Genomic DNA, 20,566 nt, shown 5'->3' on the forward strand with positions numbered 1-20,566 from the left:
TCTTACTATGCACTTATATGTAATTCGACATGCGCAATCGACGATGAATATTGGACAGGGAGGCGGACCGAACTGCAGCTTGTCGGAATTAGGGCGATGGCAGGCGGATCAAATCCCGCCCTTTTTCGCAGATATTCCATTACAGGCTATCTTCTGCAGCCCGTTGCGCAGAGTGATTCAGACGGCGACACCGCTCGCCAAGGCCAAAGGCTTGGACATCGTGCTTATTCCCGAAATGTCTGAAATTTTCAATGAGGAATGGAAAGACTATCGCGATTATGATTGGGAAAGCTGTGAGCAAGTGCTAACGGAATTCCCGCATGTGCAATTTGCAGACTACCAAGATGTAAAGCAAAAGTGGTGGCCGACTTGGCCGGAAAATCATGCAATTGTACGAAAGCGCGTACAAAAGTTTTTCGATGCGAAGCTCAAGGCTTATTGCGGAACGGAAGCGCACATTGCCGTATTCGGACATGGCCAGACGACTGCAGATATGAAACAGATCGCCAATCCAGGCGACACCTATCCCGTGTACAATGCGGGTGTTGTACAATTTATTCTTGATTCGGAAGGCAAATGCGAATCGGTAACGTTGCATAAAGACCACCTCGGTCAGCACGTGTACGAATAAAAAACGACATTCATTTCAAGGGGGACAACTAAATCATGGCTAAGAAAATGGTATTGCTGCTGCTCTCATTGTCTGTCATCTTGTCACTTACTGCTTGCGGTCCGAAGCGCGACGCTGAACAAGCGAAGCCGAATGCGGACACGAATCAGCAGCAACAGGAAGGCGAAATGCCTGCAAAACCGGACAAGCTTAAAGTATGGGGGGCGGAAAATGAGCCCGAATTAAAATCGCTGCGGGCCATTACGGCGAAGTTCACGGAGAAGACCGGCATTGAGGTCGAGGTCATTCCGTTCAACCCGCGCCAACAAGCGAAAGCCTTTTCACTCGATGGTCCTTCAGGCCGTGGCCCTGACTTATGGAGCGCAACGCATAATTCGATGGGCCGCAATGTTCTGCAAGGCTTGGCTGAGCCATTCAAAATCAGCGAGGAGCAAATCAGCCAATATTCACCGGAAGCTATTCAAGCCGTTACGGTGGATGGCCAAATTTACAACATGCCGATGGTTGTCGAAACGACAGCATTGTTCTATAACAAGGAGCTGATGCCGAAAGCTCCTGAAACGTGGGAAGAGCTGGAGAGATTCGCGGTTGAATTTACGGATGCGTCGCAAGATAAATACGGCTTCTTATTCGATGCAACGAATTTTTACTACTCTAACATGTTTTTGCAAGGCAATGGCGGTTACATTTTCGGATATGACAAGGATAAAGGTTACGACGTCGATGATATCGGATTGAATAACGAAGGCTCCGTCACAGGAGCAGAGCTGGTGAAGTCATGGTTCGAAAAAGGGCTCATCCCGGCTTCGATTAATGGGGACGTCCTCGATGGATTGTTCAAGGAAGGGAAAGTTGCAGCCGTCATCTCGGTTCCATCGTCGATCAAGAACTATGAAGATGCGCTTGGAGACAAGCTTGGCGCGGTTCCGCTGCCGAAGCTGGATAACGGTCAACGTCCTCCTTCTTTCCTCGGTGTGAAAGGTCTGGTACTGTCTCCGTTCTCCAACCATAAAGAATGGGCTACCGAACTGGCCTTGTTCATTACGAACGATGAGAACGGGGCGAGCCACTTCCAAGCTGCTGGTGAAATCCCAGCGCGTCCTGGCATTCTTGAAAGCGATTTAGTAACGAAGCATCCGTATTTCTCGGCGGTTGCAGAGCAAGCGAAGTACGCTACGCCGACACCGAACAATCCGGAAATCTCCCAAACATGGGAGCCTATGAAAAATGCGCTCGTCTTCTTGACGAAGGGACAGAACACCAAAGAGGTGTTGGATGAAGCAGTCGTTCAGATTAAAGAACAAATCGCCATTAATAATGCAAATAAATAGGACGTAATGTCGGGTTGGGATACTTCTTGCGTATCCCAACCTGCATCATGACGCTGCAACGGATGTAAATGAGGAGGCTTGATTAGATTGGGAGAACAACATGCGCGAACCGACAAGCCGCAAATAAGCAAACATAATCCGAAATTGGCGATGCTGCTATCCATCATTCCGGGATTGGGGCAATTCTATAACCGAAGATATATGAAAGGTTCTCTATTTTTAGTTTTATTTTTGTCGTTTCTGGTCGCATTCGCCGATTTTTTGAATATTGGTTACTGGGGTTTATATACGCTGGGAACGATTCAAGGTGTTGATGATTCCCGGTCATTGATTATTCAAGGCATCATCTCCGTTATATTGACGGTGTTTCTCATCATGTTTTATTGGATCAACTTAACCGATGCGCGGAACGAAGCCCGCAAGATTTGCGAGGGCTGGAGGATTACCTCGATTCGTGAAGGATTTAAGCAAGCATGGGATAAAGGGGTTCCGTACGTGCTCGTGGGGCCGGGGATTTTCATGATTATTTTCGTGCTTATTTTGCCGCTATTGTTCATGGTTTCTTTGGCGTTCACGAACTATAACATATATAACTCGCCCCCTCGCTTTCTGTTGGATTGGGTAGGACTCGACAATTTCAAAAATATTTTTGCGGTTCCAATTTGGCGAAATACGTTTTTCTCGGTCCTATCTTGGACGATCGTATGGACGTTTGTAGCGACGACGCTGCAGATTTCGCTGGCGCTGTTCTTAGCGGTCATCGTTAACGACAAGCGCGTGAGATTTAAAAAGTTTATTCGGACGATGCTCATTTTGCCGTGGGCGGTGCCCGCATTCGTCTCCATTCTCGTGTTTGCCGCCATGTTCAACGATCAATTCGGAGCGATTAACCGGCAAATACTGGCGCCGTTCGGCTTATCGATTCCGTGGATGTCTGATCCGCTATGGACGAAAGTTGCGATTATTATCGTGCAAGTATGGCTAGGCTTCAGCTTTGTGTTCGCCTTGTTTACAGGTGTGCTGCAAAGTATTTCGAGTGACTGGTATGAGGCTGCAGAGGTCGACGGAGCAACCAAATGGCAGAGATTCCGCTTTATTACGCTGCCACACGTCTTGTTCGCGACTGCGCCGCTTCTCATTATGCAATATACAGGCAATTTCAATAACTTCAACCTTATTTACTTGTTCAACCAAGGTGGACCTCCGGTTCGCGGCCAGACGGCAGGTTCGACGGATATCGTTATCTCGTGGGTATACAAGCTTACTTTTGAAACGTTGAATTATAATATGGCTGCGGTCATTTCCATTATCCTTGGTCTGATTGTGGCGACAGTCGCCTTTTTCCAATTTAGGAAGACTCGTTCGTTCAAGGAGGAGGGTAACGTCTAATGAGTGCGAAATGGAAATCAAGACTGGAGCTTACCGGGATATATACATTCATTCTGTTCATGTTTATCGTCATTATGTATCCGCTTATATGGGCCTTAGGTGTCTCGCTTAATCCAGGTACAAGCTTATACAGCGCCAAGATTATACCGGAAAATTGGTCGCTTGAACATTATTCGTGGCTCTTCATGGACCCTAGCAGCCAGTATGCGCTGTGGTACAAAAATACGCTCATTGTGGCTAGCTGGAAAACCGTGCTGTCGCTCATCGTGACGACATTTTTAGCGTATGCGTTCTCCCGTTATAATTTCAAAGGGCGCAAGCATGGCTTGTATGCGATCTTGTTGATCAAAATGTTCCCAGTGCTTATGGGGATGGTCGCGCTATACATTTTGCTGAACATTTTGGGGCTGCTGGATACGTTGGCAGGCTTAATCTTGATTTACGTCGGGTCGTCGATTCCGATGCATGCGTTTTTGATTAAAGGTTATTTCGACACGATACCGCGCGACTTGGATGAATCTGCGAAAATTGACGGCGCAGGGCATTTCCGAATCTTCTTCCAAATTATTTTGCCGCTGGCAAAACCGATTTTGGCTGTCGTTGCCTTGTTTAATTTTATGACGCCGTTTATGGACTTTTTGCTGCCGCGCATCGTCATTCGCAGCTCGGAGAACTATACGCTTGCCGTTGGCTTGTTCAACCTGGTCAATCAGGAATTCAGCAACAACTTCACCCGTTTTGCCGCGGGCTCCATGCTGATTGCGATTCCGATTGCTGCCGTATTCTTGTTCCTGCAGCGGTTCCTCATTTCCGGCTTGACGGCGGGCGCGACGAAGACCTAACAGATATTGGCCTGGCATTAGGATTGGCGGGAGAAAGGGGGAGATGGGGTGGCAAGCCCTTGGATCGCGGATCCGGCAAGCATATGCTTACGGCTTATTCTCTCGCTTGTGCTCGGAGGAATTATCGGTTTTGAGAGAGAGTTGAATCAGCACGCCGCCGGATTCCGCACCAATATATTGGTATGCATCGGTTTTACACTCATTATGCTGCTGTCCATCTATGAGTCGAATTGGTTCAGCAGGTTCACTGAAGAGCCTGTTTAGGTTGGTACCTCCCCTAGTTTCCATTCCTCATCATCCTCCCTTATCTCTAGGGTCACTTTTCCATTTTTCCGAAATTCCTATTTCAACCATATGCGGACAAGCGTACATATAGAACGCCCTCCGTATAATTTTGATAGATTTGGAGATAATAATGCTAAAGGGAAAAAGAGAGGAGAGGTATCATGCGGAGTAAAGAAGAACGGGAAGAAATGAAGAGATTTGCGGCTCTTATGAAAAAAGTCGGCAGAACCTATCGTGTTGAAAAAAAACAGAAGGTATCTAAGAAGCAGTATGTAAGCAAATAGCTGAATAACAAAAACAGAAATTGAAATTTGAATTTCAATTTCTTGTTTCAAATATGAATATTAATCCGTGAAAAAAGGGCTGCTTAGATAACAGCCCTTTTTCCATACCCCTTCTTTCAATTCCATTACAACAAACAAGCCCAAGGACAATGCACATAATCTAACTCATAAAGTCAGAAGAAAATAAAGTTTTCTTAGTGCTTTATAGTTCAAACTAAAAACTACATGCTACTATCGTAGGAGCTTAGATTGAAAATGGAAATTTAATTTTCTAGATGTTTATGGTTTAATATAAATGAACCAGTTTTACCCCTGTCTACAACGTGTAGCCTCAAAGGACTTCTGAATAAAGTTTGTGGAAAACTGGTTCAATTTTCTATGAAGTGCAGGAAATAATAGTACAGATGTTGAAATATAACTTGTGCAGTGACCTCTAGGGAAGCCGCCATCATAGGCATGGAGCCGGCAATTTAATATACCTGGACTTCTATTATAGATTTGGGGCACTCCATTTAATGGCACTGCACCCTCACCTCAATATTCAAACCAAACTTGCCATGATCAGGCAAGTTTTATTTTTTATTTAAGAACCTTATAGAAGGAAAAATAGACCAGTTTGTCGAAACAAAGAACCTTATAGAAGAAAATGCAGTAACCCTTAAAATAATTGGGGCATGACCTCTTTGTATAATGTGGGTTTTACTGCACTATCGTTAAATCCTGACATGCTACATTGGGCCCTTAGGAGCTCTAAAGAAAACTTGGATAGATAGTGCTTAACTGCAACAATCTTTGGAGGAGTTATGAACAATCAAATTTCCATTGAAGTTGAAAAGCACAAATCAGAAATTAATAAATGGTATCAATTTTATGTAGGTTTAGATATCGGTGCAGATTTTCATGTTGCTGCTTGTATTCCCTTTGAAAAATTTCGTAGTGAAAAGGAATGGAAACGGCAAAAGACTATGAAGTTTTACTCCGATGGTAAAGGAATTATTGATTTCCTAGAACAGTTAGGGAATATACGAAAAGGTTTTGGATTAGATCCATCAGACTTTTTTATTTTGTTAGAGCCTACTGGTGGTCATTACTCGTATTTAGTGATGAAAGTTCTTTTAGATGAAGGGTATCATTTGTTCCAAGTTGAAAATAAATCGGTAAAGGATTTTCGAGAACGTCAACTAGGCCTTAATGAAAAATCGGATGAGATCGATGCAAGGATCATGGCTTATATGGGCTGGCATAAAACACTACACCCAGATATGAAAGGTATACGATTAGTAAAACCTGCGACCCCTACACAGATTCTTTTCCGAACTTTAACTAGGGACAGATGGCTTCTTTCTACTCAATTAACTAGAAGGAAGAACCAGATACAACAGCTTTTTTCAGTTACGAATCCAGAGCTTAAGCGAGCATTTAAAAAGCCTGGCTCAACAACTGTTATGAAATTAGTTTTGCAATATCCAACTGCAAAAGAAATGTCTCAAGCAACACAAGAAGAGCTACGGAAAGCTCTTATTTCTGTTGGCGCCAAAACGATAGCGACAAAGGCTTCAGTAACTTTAAGTGAATATTTACCGCACACCCTAGCCGTCCAAGTACCACATTTAATTGAGAGACAAACATGGCTTATCGAGGAAGCCCTTCGTATTGAAGAAGCAATCAAAAGCATCGATAAACAAATTTCGGTTTTATTACATGGAGATAAGGATAAACAGATCTCTCCTCATCCCTACACTGCTTTACTAAAGTCGTTTCCAATCATGAGTGATGTAATGGCTTGTACATTAATTGGTGCTATTGGTGATGTTGAACGTTTTTCAAATTATCTTGAATTTAAAAAATACTTAGGCGTTGCTGCTGAAAACAAAACATCAGGAATTTCCGTCTCAAAGTCTAGACAAACATATGAGGGTGTAAGGGATACTCGTCGAATTCTATTTTTAATGGTATTGGTGCTCATCTCGCCTAATACAAAGTCAAACCTATTTAAACATTATTATGATCGTTTGGTTAATGGCCGCGGAATGAGTAAACGAAAAGCTATTGGTCATGTATGTGGTAAAATCGCACAGGTGATGTATTCCTGTTTGAAAAATAATCATATGTACGATCCAGTCTTACATGCCAAACATCTAGGTGTCCCGTGGGAAGTAAAATGTTTGGACATAAGAATGCCCGAAAACGTTGATGAATTAGAATATAAGGCATCTGAGTTTTCTGAAGAAATTGAATAAATTTAACAACAAGAAGGAGGCATACCGGATACTACTCGGATGCCGTTTTCTCAACTAACGGGCAGGATAGTTTGAGATCATTTGCGGTGAACCCTACCATAAGTAACGGCGAAAAATAGGGAGTGTGCAGACACTCCCTTTGTGCTAACATTGTTTGATTTCAAATGTCTACTTCACAATATACCAATAAGGCGAACGAACAAAATGCTTATTTTCGGAGCGAGGCATTATATCGGTGAGTGTATACAAACCATGTAATGCTTGCTGTTAATAATGCCGACGAAATCAAAGCTGTAAGAACACTATATGTTTGCCAAATAAGTATCGTTGACCAATCTAATGCACAGCACATTATACACAGGGCAATCGTAGCAATCAGCAAAATAGCTGTTACGATTATTCGCTTTTTTGTCATTGGCTGCCGCTCATTCGTTTTCCTTCTGCGTAATCCTAAGAGAAAGAACAGAACGGCCAATAGGCAAAGAATAATTGTGGTAGACGATAAAATGATGTCCAAAAGCTGTGTGCCGCTTATTTCATATGACTGCGTTAGATTGCCGTCTAATATATCTTTAACTTTTAGTACCATGCTTCTATTGATATTTGCGCCGTTGGTCAGCAAGCAGACGGCTGTTCGTTCATTTGGCAGTATGGCGACTTCAGTTCCGAAATTGGGATTGCCCCCTGGGTGCTCTATAATCGTTTGGTTGGCGTTTACCGACCAGCCGGCCGCATAATACATTTCGTTGACAGCCGGAACAGACATATCACCCTGATGTGATTTTTCGATAACCGTATGGAATATTTCGGGTATGTCCTGCACAATACCCATCTGTATGCCCATCCAACGCGCCATATCTTTTGTACAAGAAATGATGTAGCCTGCGGGTTTATTCCCGGAATAATCCGGCGCGTTATATGGAGTTGTCATAAAAAAGGAAGAACGGTAGCCCTGTGCCAACTGTCCGGTGGCTTGAGCATCTTCTTTGTAAACATACGTCTGGTGAAGACCTAACGGCTGAAATACCTGTTCCCTCATAAAGTCTTCATAGCTTTGTCCCGACACAATCTCAATAACCAAACCCAATACGTCATAATTAACGGTTCCATAGTTATACTGTTCACCGGGAGGGAACGCCAACTCAGCATCTACCAGCATTTCCACAGTCTTTTGCAGCAAATCTGGCGTATTGCCTTGTGGTATATTTTGAGTATGCCTAGCATTTGTTAGGCCGCTAGTATGGTGAAGAAAGTTATTGAGTGTAAGGCTTTGCATATCAACAGGTTTCCCTTGATACTTTAACGTAAACCAAGGTAAATATTTTTGGACAGTGTCAGTCATTGACAGCAGCCCTTGCTCTTCCAACAGCAGAATACCCATGCCGGTAAAAGCTTTACTGACCGAGGCCAACTCATATAGTGTATTTTCACTTGCAGACAACCCACTTTCACGGTCTGCATACCCGGAAGAAAAGTAGAACACTTCATCATCAGCAAGTATTGAGATTGACATTCCCGGCACACCTGATATACGAGAGGCATCATCCAGCAACGCTTGTATTGCCGCAGATTGCGTATCTGACAACGACGCATAACTTTGTGTTGCGAATCCTGAGAATAATATAAGTATCGTTAATACAAAAACAATAGTCTTTTTCATAAACTCTCCATTTCGAAAAAATTATGCGAGGATAATATAAACAACCCGTAGTACGCCTTATCCGCCTGTGTCATTTCAATATATTTAATACTAGATGTTCAATGATCAGATTACTATTGTAAACTTCACACTCTTATGGATATTATTTTTAGGAACTCTGCTTCATCAGTAGAAGGGTCAATTGTCTGAAAGTATTCCTCAACGTTCTCATCAAAGGTTAACTGGATCTCTTCAATCTGTTTCGTTACAAAATCCTATTTATTTATAATATTATACAAACATTCTTTAATCCTCAACATATATACCTTGTTCATTAATTTATTATCCATCATCTAATCGATACATTCATTAGTATTGCTAAACTTTGGTGCGATTTTGCAGAAAAAAAACGCAGGTTGTCCATTAGAATTGACCGGTAATTAATTTAGCTAACGGGACACGTTAGTTGAACAACAATGTATGCTGCCACACAATTAGTGGCAGCATGCATTGTTGATTTCGGAAATTTTAAGAAACTCTACATGTTCTTATGTATGCTTTAATTAGAACGTTTATTTGAAAAATTGGAAATCATATAGCTTTAAACGGCATGTTAGCATTTGTTATTTTTGATCTTAAGAACTACACTACATTGTAGACTGGGGTTTAGACTAAAGATTCTTTCCCAATGAAGACACATTCTGATTTCATTAGGAATTTAAACATCTCATCATTAACTTCATCGAAAATAGATCGGTTCGATGCTATAATTAGTGCTATTTCTTTAATAGGACGGCCTGTTGCCATAGTTCGTTTAGCTTGCAGAAGAGGATTCTCAATTCTTTTGCTGCGTAGTAAATACTGCTGTTGAAACGGGTCTAAGCGTTCAAACTCAATTATGTTTTGAATGTCCAGTAAATGAACAGTATATTCTTCATCAACTTTGATGCCAGTTAGTCAACTGAAAATGGTTAGCCACCCTCCGGTGGTAACTGCCCTCAGTGGGTAGACTAACCCCATATCATGTGTACGAAAAGAGCTGACCCGCCAAAGTCATGGCGTCTTTTTTCGTTCCTGAAAATAATTCAGGCACTCCCTATGAATCTCGTAAATGTTTTCATACAGAAAAGGCCCCTTTCGGGGCTTTTCTAGTTTTAGTTGTCCGTCAGGAGATTCTGCACGTCATCGTACATACTGCCGTAAATCCATACGAATACAGTCTTACAAACCGTTATGCCTGTTGCTCCTGCAGATCCGGATTCAATCTCAACTCGATACTTGCCGTCTGGGGCTTTATAGTCCGTAAAGAATTTACGGTACTTAAATGTCTTGCCTGTCACTGAATCCTTATGGGAGACGAATGGGAGCTCGAATGTGGCCTGTTTCCCATTGTCGCTAGTCTTCTCCAGCGCAACAGTCGTTACATACTTGTTATTGCTGTCATAAATTCGCGCTGTGGCCGTCCGTGCGCCCTTGTATTGCGTTCCAAATGGTTTAGCCGTGTTTCTCCGTATCCCTTCGGTACTTTCGTCTCCCAGTCGCTGCTGTAGTTCGTCGTTACCTTCAGCTTGAAACCATAGCCTGCCCTGGTTATCTCATTAGGATCTAAATACTTCTCTTTGGCATACGGGATGATCTCCCAGCTGCCGCGGCTCTCAACGTCGCTATCTTTTGGACGTTTAGGATCCGTAGCAATCCCTTGTTTCGTGTTCACTTTGGCATCGATCGTTAATTTTTCCGAGTATCGCACGTTACGTGTTCCCCAGATTGGGTCGGAATAGTCTGTATAGGATTCTGTACTCTTATGCTCCTTACCCTTACTATCCGTCCAGGTCACCGTTCGAGTCTTCGTGGGATAGCCGGTAATGAGATGATACATGACCGACCAGTTCCCGGTCTTGTTCGTCTGATTGACGCACTTGCCTTCCCCGGTATTACCACCGCCACTTACGGAAACGGTGCAGCCGGTGGTGGCCACATTATTCGTCCGGTCTTTATCCAGGCTTTCGGCCAACGGGTCTACGTTTTGCTGGCGGTACCCCTACACAGATATTAAAAAGTGGCTGACACGATTATCATGTTTCAGCCACTTTTATATCACTGCTTCAGTTTTCATGTCTCTACTGCTCCTGGTGTATCCCGTACAGTGATCGTTTCACACCAATACGAATCATATTTTATAAGCTCTAATAATTCTAACTTTATACTTTGTATCGCATCTTCATTAGGCATTTTTATGAACTTGCTCAAATATATAATATCCTTTTCAAAATAGTAAAGTAGTTGCGTAATCGCCTCTTTATTGTTTTGTCTGGCTAATAATAATAGTTCTACAAACTCATCTTCTGATAGAGATACTTGAGACATTTTTTCTTCCATTTGCTCACCGCCTGTTGGCTTATATTCATTTCTTTTGCTACTTGAGTTTCTGACTTATCTTCAACAAAAATTTTATAAATTACTTGTCTACCAGTATCAAATGGAATCGTATTTACGAGATCCATAACATGTATATGGCTTTCAGTATAATAATCACGGCAAGGAACCGTTGAATACAAATAGTCATTTAATACTGTTTCTCGCTTACCTCTTACCTTGGCATGATATTCCAATCGCCAAGCAATTCTTTTTAATTTTTTTTGATAATAGTCAATTACAGATACGTTTTTATTCTTCTCTCTCAACCAATTCCCCCCCCCTAAAAATATATAGTCTTTAAATATAAGGAAATTGTGGTAAGTAAAACACAACCGTAGAACACATGTTCTTATATTATAGTCTCTTATGGTTTATTTTGCTAGTTAAACAAATTGAATTGTAATATAGCTCTTAATTCTTCCTTGTATTTATAAGGAGGTGGATATTTCTATGGAAGCAGTGGACATGATAACTAATCTTGGCTTTCCAGTCGTACTAAGCTTTATTTTATTGCGGTATATCTTACAAACTATCGGTGAAAAATTTGACAATCTCGAAGAGACAATAAAAAAGCTGATTACTGCAATAGAAAAAATAAACACAAATTAACCCGAAAAAGTCTGTTCGATTTTACGAACAGACTTTTTTTATCACTAAGGTTGTATTTTTCCTAGTGCCATCTCCTTATATAGTGTGAAGGGAAAAATTCATCGATGAAGCAAATTTCTTGATTCACAATAAAACAATTAGGAGGAATTTTGTATGGAAGTTAGAGAGTATCCAAAAACACTTGAATTAAATTTGAATCAGGTCTTAGACCTCATGGGCGCGCAACGAACTATTTACCTCGATGGATTTGGAAAAAATACAAGTACTGGCGCTTTGACCAATAAATTAGGTGAGTTCTCCACTGCCATGGGAATACTATTTTCAGCTGCCAGTGGTGCCGGTGCTACCGCTGGAGGCTGGGCAGCAACTATTATTGGTCTTGTCGCGGGAATTGGTTCTGGTGCTCCTACACTTGAGAACTACGTTAAAAATGGATCTTTCTACCTAACTGGAGTTACTGATTTCATGCGTAAAAATACACAATATGATCGTATTCGAGTGGAAGTACCAATGATTGAGTATAACACTGTTGATGGTTATGTTCGATTTGTTATTGGAGAGGGCCAAACCACTGGGGTTCATTATCGCGGTGGGGATTGGGTTACTGATCAATAATTTTCAGATAGAACAGTAAGAGATGACCTCCTGTTGTCTCTTACTGTTCTTTTCTTTATCACTTCAGCTTAACTAAAAATGGATCGAGAAATTCTAACTTATCAAGCCTGAATTCATTTGTAATTTTGTATGAATAATTATCCTTTTTTTCGTAATCATGCAGTAATATTTCCTCACTGGAAATAATAAAGGACAAAGATAGCTTTTGGTCTTTTCCTCCAATGGTAAATTGATATGTTGGATATTCAGGAAAACCACGGGAAGAAGAATCACTCCTTACTTGGATTTCAGGAAGTGATTTCATGACGAACTCTATGTCTTTTTTATCGGTAAAGCGAATATCACTATAGTCTTTTCTCTCTGCTGACATGGTCTTTTGTATAAAAATAGACTCAATTTCGTTTTCCTTAAAATGCTCCCGAAGTAAATCGTTAAATGAAAAAGGCGTCCGTGTATTGTTTGAATTATAAAGAAAAATTCCTATTACACTAATAATCAATATACCGGCAATGATAAAAATAGGTTTCTTCAATTTTGACATTATGCCCCTCCTTTTTAATACAAAATATACGACTACATACATTTTACCAAAAATATATATTGCAGAACCACTTAAAGTCCTATTGGTCATATTGATCCCCAATTGGTTAACCTTTATCAGGTGCATATATACACAAAATTCTGGATTTGGTGAAATAGTCCGGCCCCTCTACCGCCTTATTCGCGCAAATTCAGCCGTAAGCGGCGATTTTCCTTCCGTGGAACATTGCAAAAAACGGGAGATTCGCCTCATTTCCGATCTCCCGTTTACTCCATATTGCTTCGATTTTCATACCTAGAATCTTCCCTCAATAAACGATATAACTTCTTCCGCTGACTCCACATAATCGGAAACGAGACAGATCATCAGTGCATACTTCCCTACTTTATATTCCTTTTCGGTCACTCGATTCACTTCGTAACGATCATCCATGCCAGCAGCCACCCCGCCGAACGTCACGCGGTCCACTACATCCATGAGACGGATTGTCTCCTTTTGCACGTCGTTCAGTAGCATCTTTGTACCCCCTTTTTGTCCAGGAGTATTATTCCCGGCCGATTCGTTTTTCCAGAAAAATGAAAAAGAAATCGAAGCGCAAAAAGCGCTCCGGCCGCCATCGCAAAGGTCAAAGAAAGAGTAAAGGTGTTAGCGGCACCTTTCCCCATCCAATATTTTACCACATTTGTCCCTTGCGATATCTATAATTTCCAGAACCTCGTTTTTCGTATTCTGTAGACAAAACAGACAATATTTCTTCTTGAGTTAGATGGCCTGGTAATGATAGTTGAGAACCAATCTGATAATTATCTGCGTATAGCGGCAAGTCTGTTAATATTGTCTTTCACTATCAGTTTTTTCATATATCCTCCTCGGAATACAAAATTGTATTACAGTCTAACAGTCATGTCATGCAGTCTAATTCACTCCTGCTGAAACCAACCGAACACCTCGGGAACTGTCAATCCTTTAGGTAATCCGATAGAACTTCCCTTACTTCTTTGGGAGAAGCAATCTGCTGATATTGCTGCAGCGTCGCCTTCAGGCGTTGCTTGAGGAGCAATTCGGCATAGCTGGTTTCGGACACACGTTCCAGCAACTGCCGAACCACTTCACGCATAATCGCCGTTCGTGTAACGCCCTTGATCCCAAATTGCATGACACAGAGATCTAACTTTTCAACAGCCGGCACGCTAAGGTTAATACGAATAGATTCCGATTCCTCCGGCCGCACTTGACGGCCACGTTGCCTACAGGCAACGTAAAATGGTTCAAAATGAACTCTTCAATGGCAAAGTTCCGTTCCCGATGTCCGAACCATTGATCCAGCACGTCACGAGTTCCACGTTCAAAATAATAAGAGGCATGGATCCGTTCTTTAACACCTTCGTCGATGAACCAAATGTCCGTCTCGATCCGGCTCGTCTTGCTGCGCAGGTCATTAGCGGCATCGGGTTTCTCGGCGCTGGAACGATCATTCGTACAGGAACCTCGGTAAAAGGGTTGACGACAGCGGCAACGCTCTGGGTGATGGCCGCGATTGGCTTGGCGGTGGGAGCGGGATTTTATTTTCCGGCAATTTTGACGTGTGGGCTCGTCTTTGTCTCCTTACAAGTGCTGAACAAGGTAGAACTTCGGTATCTCGTGGCGAATAAAGCCCATTCGGTCCACATTATTTCTGCTGGCGGCACCGAGACGCTAGGCACGATATCGGAGCAATTGCTCGGCGAACGGATAGAGATTAAGAAGTTGAACGTAGAAGATGGCACAGTGGACGCCGCTGCAGCGCGGGAAGAGATAGAGTCGCTGCCGCCGTTGCACATTACGATGACGGTCGTGCTTCCTAAGCAAACTCCGATTTGCAAGTTCGTCGAACGGCTGAAAGCGATACCGAGTGTGAAGGCGGTCAAGGTCGATTGAACAAATGATGAGGAGAGTGGGAGTGGGAGGATTCGATGCAGGTGTTCGTGATCGATTGATTGAATTGCAATGGTAATGCGACAAGACGCCGGGAGTATCGGATCTCGGCGTCTATTCCTATATTAGGCCTTTGATAGACGGCTTCTTCGCTGTGTGGATTGGCGCACGATGAGCTCTGAAGGCAGAGTGACCGTTTTATTTTTGTTAATGCGCTCGGGGTCGTCCAGCAGCTCGATTAGCATTTCAAGCGCCTCTAACCCGAGGTGTTCTCCTCGAATGGTGGTACAGCTAATCGATGGCGATATTTTATTGAGGAATGCGGCGTCATTGAAGCCAATAATACCGACATCTTCCGGCACGCGCAAGTTGCGATCGCGGCAATATTTCAGCACACCGAGCGCCATGACACTATCGGCTGCGATGATTGCATCAAATGCTCTGCCGTCAGAATTGTACTGGTCCAGCGCCTCCATCATGTGCGATTCTTCCGAACCGAACAAGATAACGTTGTCGTCGCCAGCCTCCAAGCCATTGTTATGCAGTGCCTGCTTATATCCCGCAATCCGATCGCGCACAACATCCAGATCTAAGCTTTCAGTCAAAAACAAAATGTGTCGGTATCCTTCATCAATTAAATGCTGCGCGGTTACATATCCGTCACGGAAATTATCGCTATGGATACAAAAGATGTTGTGTTGCAGACTGCGGCCGATCATGACAAACGGAACGGAATGCTTCTGCAGGTTTTGAATGAGTGTGCTTTTATCTGCTGATAGCACTCCCGACAAAATAAAACCGTCCACTCTTTTATCTTTATACAATTTCAAACATTTTTCGACCTGTTGCTCAACAGAACGAAATGTGGAAATTTGCAAGTCGTATCCGTATTTTTGGGTAGCGTTGGATAAGCCTAGGAGCACATTGGCATAGTATGGATTTCCGAAAATTTCACTGGGATCACGTGCGATCGTATAGCACACGGTTCGAGGTCCGGCTGCCGGGAACCTCTGCTGTGTATTTTGATTGGGTACGTATCCGAGCTCCTGTATCGCTTTTGCCACTTTTTCGTTCACTTCGGAGGATGTGTTCCCCTTGCCCGTAAGCACCCGCGATACGGTCGCTGGTGACACACCTGCTACACGTGCTATATCTCTCACAGTTGGCAAGTTCCCACCTCCTATTCTTCACGGAATTATCGTTGAAGCATCACTATTATTTAATCATATATTGTAATACGGTGAAAGCGTATGGAAGGTCCATTGATATTTCAGCATACAGTCAAACAAAAAGCTGCCGTCTGCGATAATACGCAACACGAGCAGCTTATTTATGTTATTTTGCTGTGATGAAAGATGAAGCTAATGTGAAAGATTAGATCTTCTCGAGCACTTTATCTACTAGACCGTACTCTAACGCTTCCTCCGCCGACATGAAGTAATCGCGATCCGTATCTTTTTCAATCCGTTCGAGAGGCTGTCCCGTGCGATCGGCCAAAATATGATTCAGCTTGTCGCGCATCTTCAGGATGCGGCGCGCCCGGATTTCGATATCCGTCGCTTGCCCTTCGGCACCGCCGAGCGGTTGGTGAATCATAATTTCACTATTCGGCAGCGCGAACCGCTTGCCTTTCGCTCCGGCATTCAGCAAGAATGCGCCCATCGAAGCGGCCATACCTACGCAAATCGTAGACACGTCCGGCTTAATATGCTGCATCGTATCGAAGATGGCCATGCCGGCCGTGATGGATCCGCCTGGACTGTTGATATACAGATGAATGTCTTTCTCCGGGTCGTCAGCAGCCAAGAAGAGCAGCTGTGCGATAATCGAATTCGCTACTACGTCATTGACTTGAGTTCCGAGAAAGATAATGCGGTCTTTCAGCAGTCTGGAATAAATGTCATAGGATCGTTCTCCTCGATTCGTCTGTTCGACAACTACAGGAACGTAACTCACGATAATCCCTCCTCAGCTTCCTTAACTAGAATATTAACCAAATCCTGGACCGTTAAACGTAAGTCGGGTCCAATGAATCATGAACTATAGCCATATCATAACGAATTTTTTTTAAAAAGTCAAAGATGGTCAAACTATTTTTTTTGTTTACGAAACAGGGACAAATGTGTTCCTATTAAAAAAAAAGACATGCCGCTTATGTTATCATTTTTTGCAGCTGTAATTGTATGGGTACAAAAAATGAGCATCAAAAAGTGAACGTTTCCATGCCATGAGCTTGTGACCTAGAATGGGGACACAAAGGAGGTGACGTCAATGTCAGCAAGAGCATCCTCTTACACTCCGGACATTCAGGCAAGAGGGAACGGAATATGGAGCCGCATATGGAAGGTGTTTTGGAACGAGAGGTTTTTGTGGCTGATGGCGCTGCCAGGCCTATTGTTTTTTGTTGTGTATAAGTATCTTCCGATGCTTGGTGTAGTAATCGCCTTTAAGGATTACAATTTGATGCTTGGCATTTGGGACAGCAAGTGGGTGGGCCTGAAGCATTTTTACCGCATATTCGAAAATCCGGATATCGGCCGCATTTTTTTGAATACTCTCATTATTAGCTTCTATCAAATTGTATTCGCTTTCACGATTCCGATCTTCTTGGCGATTATGATTCATGAAGTATCCAAAAGGTCGTTCAAGCGCGTGCTGCAGACCGTCTTCTATATGCCTCACTTCCTGTCTTGGGTTGTCGTGGCCGGTATCTTCTACCTGATGTTCCAAAGCGACGGTGCCGTGAACAACATGTTGCTGGATATGGGGTTGTCGAAAATCGATATTTTGTCCAATTCGGACAACTTCCGGTTCATGCTGGTGCTGCAGGTCATCTGGAAGGAGTCGGGCTGGGGCACGATCATTTACTTAGCGGCGCTCTCCAGCATCGATATGGAGCTGTATGAAGCGGCGAAGATGGATGGTGCCGGACGGCTGCGCCAGATATGGAACATCACGTTGCCGGGCATACGCAGCACGATTGTTGTCCTGTTCATTTTGCGGCTGGGCAGTGTGTTGGATGTCGGCTTCGAGCAAATCTTCCTGATGCTGAACCCGTCCGTCAGGGACGTCGGGGAAGTCATCGAGACGTATGTGTATCAAGCGGGGGTCGTCAACGGCAATTTCAGCTTCTCGACGGCGGTCGGGCTGCTGAAAGGCTTGATTGGGCTGATTATGATTTTCGGCGCCAACAAGCTGGCGAAACGCATGGGGGAGCGCGGCGTATTCTAAAATCGGTTGCTTCCGCAATTTGTAAGTGCTTACATCATAGAATGCCCATCATGATTCAACAATGAACCTAGGGAGGATGTAATCATGAAATTACCGGGTAAAAAAGTGCTGTCTTTAATTTTGGCGTGCTCAATGGCGGCCAGCATGCTGGCGGCTTGCGGCAACGGCGGCAAGGAATCGAATGCAAGCGGAGGTCAGAGCACGGGAGATGCCGGCAAGAAATATAGTGTCTCGGCGATGAACATTTTGTATGGGGCGGCGCCTCCGACGACGAACAGCACGGGCATTAAGGCGATTGAGGAAAGATACGGCATTGAGTATAAATATATTCCTGTGGCAGCGGGCGATTACACGAATAAGGTCGGCGTTACAGTGGCCTCGGGAGACATGCCGGATATGATGCTGATGGAAGATCCGAACGCCAATTACTTCAACTGGGCGGGGAGCGGCATGTTTTTGCCCATCGAAGATTACATCAAGGATTATCCGAATTTGAGCAAGATTCCGCAAGAAATCTGGGACATGCTGACGTATGAAGGACATATTTACGGCGTTCCGCGCTTGCGCGGCATTCCGTTCCACGCGATGGTCATTCGTCAAGATTGGCTCGATAAGCTGGGCTTGAAGATGCCGACCAATTACGATGAGCTGTATGAAGTGATGAAGGCCTTCACGCTTAACGATCCAGACGGCAATGGCAAGAAAGATACGTACGGCTTCGCATTGGACGGCACGTTCAGCGGCTTCAACGGCCTGTTCGGCTCTTACCGGGCGCTCCGGTTCGGCTGGTTCGAGGATGGCCAGGGAGGCATCACGCACGGGTACCTGATGCCGAACGCGAAGGATGCGGTGTCATACCTGGCAAGAGCTTATAAGGATGGCCTATTCAGCCCGGACTATACGATTAAGAAAGGCACACAGGCCGATGAGGACTTCTTGACCGGCAAAGCGGGCATTATTGGCAACTGGGCGTATACCGCCTTCAGCAAAGCCCGCTTCGATAAAGCCTATAGCGTCAACAAAGACTTCCGCGTCACTTCGGTTCCGCCGTTGACGGGTCCGGACGGCTATAAGGGCTATGGCAAGTATCACGGTTTCTATGGGTTCTTCGTTATGCCGGCAAGCCTTGGCAAAGATGAGGATAAGGTGAAGAAGCTGCTCTCCATTCTGGACGATCAGATCGGTGACGAAGGGGCCGAGTTCATGAAGTGGGGCGTGGAGAACGAGCATCATAAGCAGGAGAACGGCCAGAACGTCCTGACCGATAAAGGCTTGACCGAAGGCACAGGTAAATATGTGCTGACCAACCACGCGGCAGAGGGAGAATGGATCTACAACCCGGATGATTGGGACGAATTGAAGAAAATGAAGGATGAGAACTTCAAAGTCGCCTTAGAGGGTGAACCGTACAGCGATCAGTCGATTGGCCTCTTTTCGCCGACATACAGCGAAAAAGGAAAAGAACTGGATCAATTCCTGACGGATCAAGTGAACAAAATCATTCTTGGCGAGCGCCCGGTGGAAGATTACGACAAGATCATCCAAGAGTGGAAAGGCAGAGGCGGGGAACAGGTCATTAAGGAATTCAACGAGGCTTACCAGAAGCGCAAGCAAGGCTGATGGATAAGGCTAGGCAATAGCACGTTGCCGTCGTGCGGATTGGCTTGAACGCGTGCGGCGGCATGAAAGGAGTGAGCATCATTGTTACAGCGCATGAGGAGCGGGGATCGGTGGTTTAATGCCATCAATCTGACTTTGCTTATTGTTTTGGCTCTGGTCACGATACTTCCCATTATTCACGTATTTGCGATGTCGTTCGCAACGACGGAGGAATCGCTATCAGGCCGGTTCATCCTCTGGCCGTCGACTTGGACGACTGAGGCATACCGTTACATCTTTGATACAGGCGTATTCTTCATTTCCTTGAAAAATACGGTGTGGCTGACCGTCATGGGGACGCTCATCAATGTCGTTCTGACCGCCCTGTTGGCCTATGTGTGCTCTAGGCCGCAATTCAGCGCCCGGCGTGTCATTATGTTCATGGTGCTGTTCACGATGCTGTTCGGCGGCGGCATGATTCCGACGTACCTGGTGGTCAAGGGGACGGGCTTGATTAACTCCCTGTGGGCGCTCATCCTTCCGGGAGCGATTTCTGCCTTCAACATGCTGGTCATGCGCGACTTCTTCGAATCGCTGCCGGAGAGCGTCATCGAGTCGGCCCGCATCGACGGCTGCGGAGATTTGCGAATTTTGGGCCATATCGTATTCCCGTTGTCGCTGCCCATTTTGGCGACGTTCACCCTATTTTATGCGGTGGGGAACTGGAACCAGTATTTCTCTGCGATTTTGTATTTGAACGACCCGGACAAATGGCCGCTGCAAATTCTGTTGCGTCAAGTGGTGCTCATCGGACAGGCCGATATCTTTTCCAACCTGGATCCGAACGTTCCGCTCCCGCCTTCGGTATCGATTCAGATGGCGACGGTCGTGCTGGCTTCGTTCCCGATTGTCGTGCTCTATCCATTCTTGCAGCGTTATTTTGTGCAAGGGTTGACACTTGGCGCGGTAAAAGGATAGTTAAAGTGCTGAGCAGCAGG

General features: G+C 44.3%; 21 protein-coding genes and 1 pseudogene. 13 read left to right on the plus strand and 9 right to left on the minus strand.

Going from position 1 to position 20,566, the window contains the following annotated elements; all coding sequences use genetic code 11:
- Positions 1-7 precede the first annotated feature (7 nt).
- The 7 genes and pseudogenes from LQV63_RS03125 (at position 8) to LQV63_RS03150 (ending at position 7,002) form a co-directional block, all read left to right on the plus strand.
- Positions 8-631: a histidine phosphatase family protein gene (locus LQV63_RS03125; RefSeq protein WP_233695612.1), complete on the plus strand. Its 624-nt coding sequence runs from the start codon at positions 8-10 to the stop codon at positions 629-631.
- A gap of 35 nt (positions 632-666) precedes the next feature.
- On the plus strand, positions 667-1,962 hold the full coding sequence (locus tag LQV63_RS03130) for an extracellular solute-binding protein (RefSeq protein ID WP_233695613.1): 1,296 nt from the start codon (positions 667-669) through the stop codon (positions 1,960-1,962).
- 87 nt (positions 1,963-2,049) lie between these two features.
- Positions 2,050-3,351, plus strand: coding sequence for a carbohydrate ABC transporter permease (locus LQV63_RS03135; RefSeq protein WP_325175843.1), 1,302 nt, complete (start codon positions 2,050-2,052; stop codon positions 3,349-3,351).
- The gene (locus LQV63_RS03140; RefSeq protein ID WP_019421998.1) at positions 3,351-4,193 is read left to right on the plus strand and encodes a sugar ABC transporter permease; all 843 of its coding nucleotides are present in this window, start codon (positions 3,351-3,353) and stop codon (positions 4,191-4,193) included. The genes LQV63_RS03135 and LQV63_RS03140 overlap by 1 nt, the downstream gene beginning before the upstream one ends.
- A gap of 48 nt (positions 4,194-4,241) precedes the next feature.
- Positions 4,242-4,436, plus strand: a pseudogene (locus LQV63_RS03145) (MgtC/SapB family protein); the annotation flags it as partial.
- A 203-nt stretch (positions 4,437-4,639) separates the two neighbouring features.
- Positions 4,640-4,762, plus strand: coding sequence for a hypothetical protein (locus LQV63_RS31280; RefSeq protein WP_267933868.1), 123 nt, complete (start codon positions 4,640-4,642; stop codon positions 4,760-4,762).
- 803 nt (positions 4,763-5,565) lie between these two features.
- Complete coding sequence (locus tag LQV63_RS03150) at positions 5,566-7,002, plus strand: IS110 family transposase (protein ID WP_233695614.1); 1,437 nt, start codon at positions 5,566-5,568, stop codon at positions 7,000-7,002.
- Positions 7,003-7,210: 208 nt separating this feature from the next.
- Here the strand turns inward: LQV63_RS03150 and LQV63_RS03155 are convergent, their stop codons facing one another.
- From LQV63_RS03155 to LQV63_RS03170, 4 genes are all read right to left on the minus strand, one after another.
- Entirely contained in the window at positions 7,211-8,662 is a 1,452-nt protein-coding gene (locus LQV63_RS03155) for a serine hydrolase domain-containing protein (RefSeq protein WP_233695615.1), read from the minus strand.
- A 1,399-nt stretch (positions 8,663-10,061) separates the two neighbouring features.
- Positions 10,062-10,655, minus strand: coding sequence for a hypothetical protein (locus LQV63_RS03160; RefSeq protein ID WP_233695616.1), 594 nt, complete (start codon positions 10,653-10,655; stop codon positions 10,062-10,064).
- 98 nt (positions 10,656-10,753) lie between these two features.
- On the minus strand, positions 10,754-11,020 hold the full coding sequence (locus LQV63_RS03165; protein WP_233695617.1) for a helix-turn-helix domain-containing protein: 267 nt from the start codon (positions 11,018-11,020) through the stop codon (positions 10,754-10,756).
- The gene (locus tag LQV63_RS03170; protein ID WP_233695618.1) at positions 10,972-11,325 is read right to left on the minus strand and encodes a sigma factor-like helix-turn-helix DNA-binding protein; all 354 of its coding nucleotides are present in this window, start codon (positions 11,323-11,325) and stop codon (positions 10,972-10,974) included. Before LQV63_RS03170 ends, LQV63_RS03165 begins: the two co-directional genes overlap by 49 nt.
- Before the next feature lie 184 nt (positions 11,326-11,509).
- On the opposite strand from LQV63_RS03170, the gene LQV63_RS03175 reads away from it, so the two are divergent.
- Together LQV63_RS03175 and LQV63_RS03180 are read left to right on the plus strand one after the other, a co-directional pair.
- The gene (locus LQV63_RS03175; RefSeq protein ID WP_233695619.1) at positions 11,510-11,668 is read left to right on the plus strand and encodes a hypothetical protein; all 159 of its coding nucleotides are present in this window, start codon (positions 11,510-11,512) and stop codon (positions 11,666-11,668) included.
- A gap of 153 nt (positions 11,669-11,821) precedes the next feature.
- Positions 11,822-12,283, plus strand: a complete 462-nt coding sequence (locus LQV63_RS03180) for a hypothetical protein (RefSeq protein WP_233695620.1) — start codon at positions 11,822-11,824, stop codon at positions 12,281-12,283.
- A 58-nt stretch (positions 12,284-12,341) separates the two neighbouring features.
- On the opposite strand, the gene LQV63_RS03185 is transcribed toward LQV63_RS03180, so the two are convergent.
- The 3 genes from LQV63_RS03185 to LQV63_RS03195 form a co-directional block, all read right to left on the minus strand.
- Positions 12,342-12,824, minus strand: coding sequence for a hypothetical protein (locus LQV63_RS03185; RefSeq protein ID WP_233695621.1), 483 nt, complete (start codon positions 12,822-12,824; stop codon positions 12,342-12,344).
- A 294-nt stretch (positions 12,825-13,118) separates the two neighbouring features.
- On the minus strand, positions 13,119-13,340 hold the full coding sequence (locus LQV63_RS03190) for a hypothetical protein (RefSeq protein WP_233695622.1): 222 nt from the start codon (positions 13,338-13,340) through the stop codon (positions 13,119-13,121).
- A gap of 442 nt (positions 13,341-13,782) precedes the next feature.
- Positions 13,783-14,055, minus strand: coding sequence for a hypothetical protein (locus tag LQV63_RS03195; protein WP_233695623.1), 273 nt, complete (start codon positions 14,053-14,055; stop codon positions 13,783-13,785).
- A 32-nt stretch (positions 14,056-14,087) separates the two neighbouring features.
- Between LQV63_RS03195 and LQV63_RS03200 the strand changes: the two genes are divergently transcribed.
- Complete coding sequence (locus LQV63_RS03200; protein ID WP_233695624.1) at positions 14,088-14,741, plus strand: MgtC/SapB family protein; 654 nt, start codon at positions 14,088-14,090, stop codon at positions 14,739-14,741.
- A 122-nt stretch (positions 14,742-14,863) separates the two neighbouring features.
- On the opposite strand, the gene LQV63_RS03205 is transcribed toward LQV63_RS03200, so the two are convergent.
- Positions 14,864-15,898, minus strand: coding sequence for a LacI family DNA-binding transcriptional regulator (locus tag LQV63_RS03205; RefSeq protein ID WP_233695908.1), 1,035 nt, complete (start codon positions 15,896-15,898; stop codon positions 14,864-14,866).
- Positions 15,899-16,112: 214 nt separating this feature from the next.
- Positions 16,113-16,694, minus strand: coding sequence for an ATP-dependent Clp endopeptidase proteolytic subunit ClpP (gene clpP / locus LQV63_RS03210; protein WP_233695625.1), 582 nt, complete (start codon positions 16,692-16,694; stop codon positions 16,113-16,115).
- 315 nt (positions 16,695-17,009) lie between these two features.
- Here clpP and LQV63_RS03215 point away from each other — a divergent pair, with 315 nt between their 5' ends.
- The 3 genes from LQV63_RS03215 (at position 17,010) to LQV63_RS03225 (ending at position 20,546) form a co-directional block, all read left to right on the plus strand.
- Complete coding sequence (locus tag LQV63_RS03215; protein WP_019422003.1) at positions 17,010-17,969, plus strand: ABC transporter permease; 960 nt, start codon at positions 17,010-17,012, stop codon at positions 17,967-17,969.
- Between the two features lie 84 nt (positions 17,970-18,053).
- Positions 18,054-19,589, plus strand: coding sequence for an extracellular solute-binding protein (locus LQV63_RS03220; protein WP_233695626.1), 1,536 nt, complete (start codon positions 18,054-18,056; stop codon positions 19,587-19,589).
- 81 nt (positions 19,590-19,670) lie between these two features.
- On the plus strand, positions 19,671-20,546 hold the full coding sequence (locus LQV63_RS03225; protein ID WP_019422005.1) for a carbohydrate ABC transporter permease: 876 nt from the start codon (positions 19,671-19,673) through the stop codon (positions 20,544-20,546).
- The last annotated feature ends 20 nt before the right edge of the window (positions 20,547-20,566 follow it).

This window comes from Paenibacillus profundus (genome assembly GCF_021369635.1).
GTDB classification, from domain to species: domain Bacteria; phylum Bacillota; class Bacilli; order Paenibacillales; family Paenibacillaceae; genus Paenibacillus_B; species Paenibacillus_B profundus.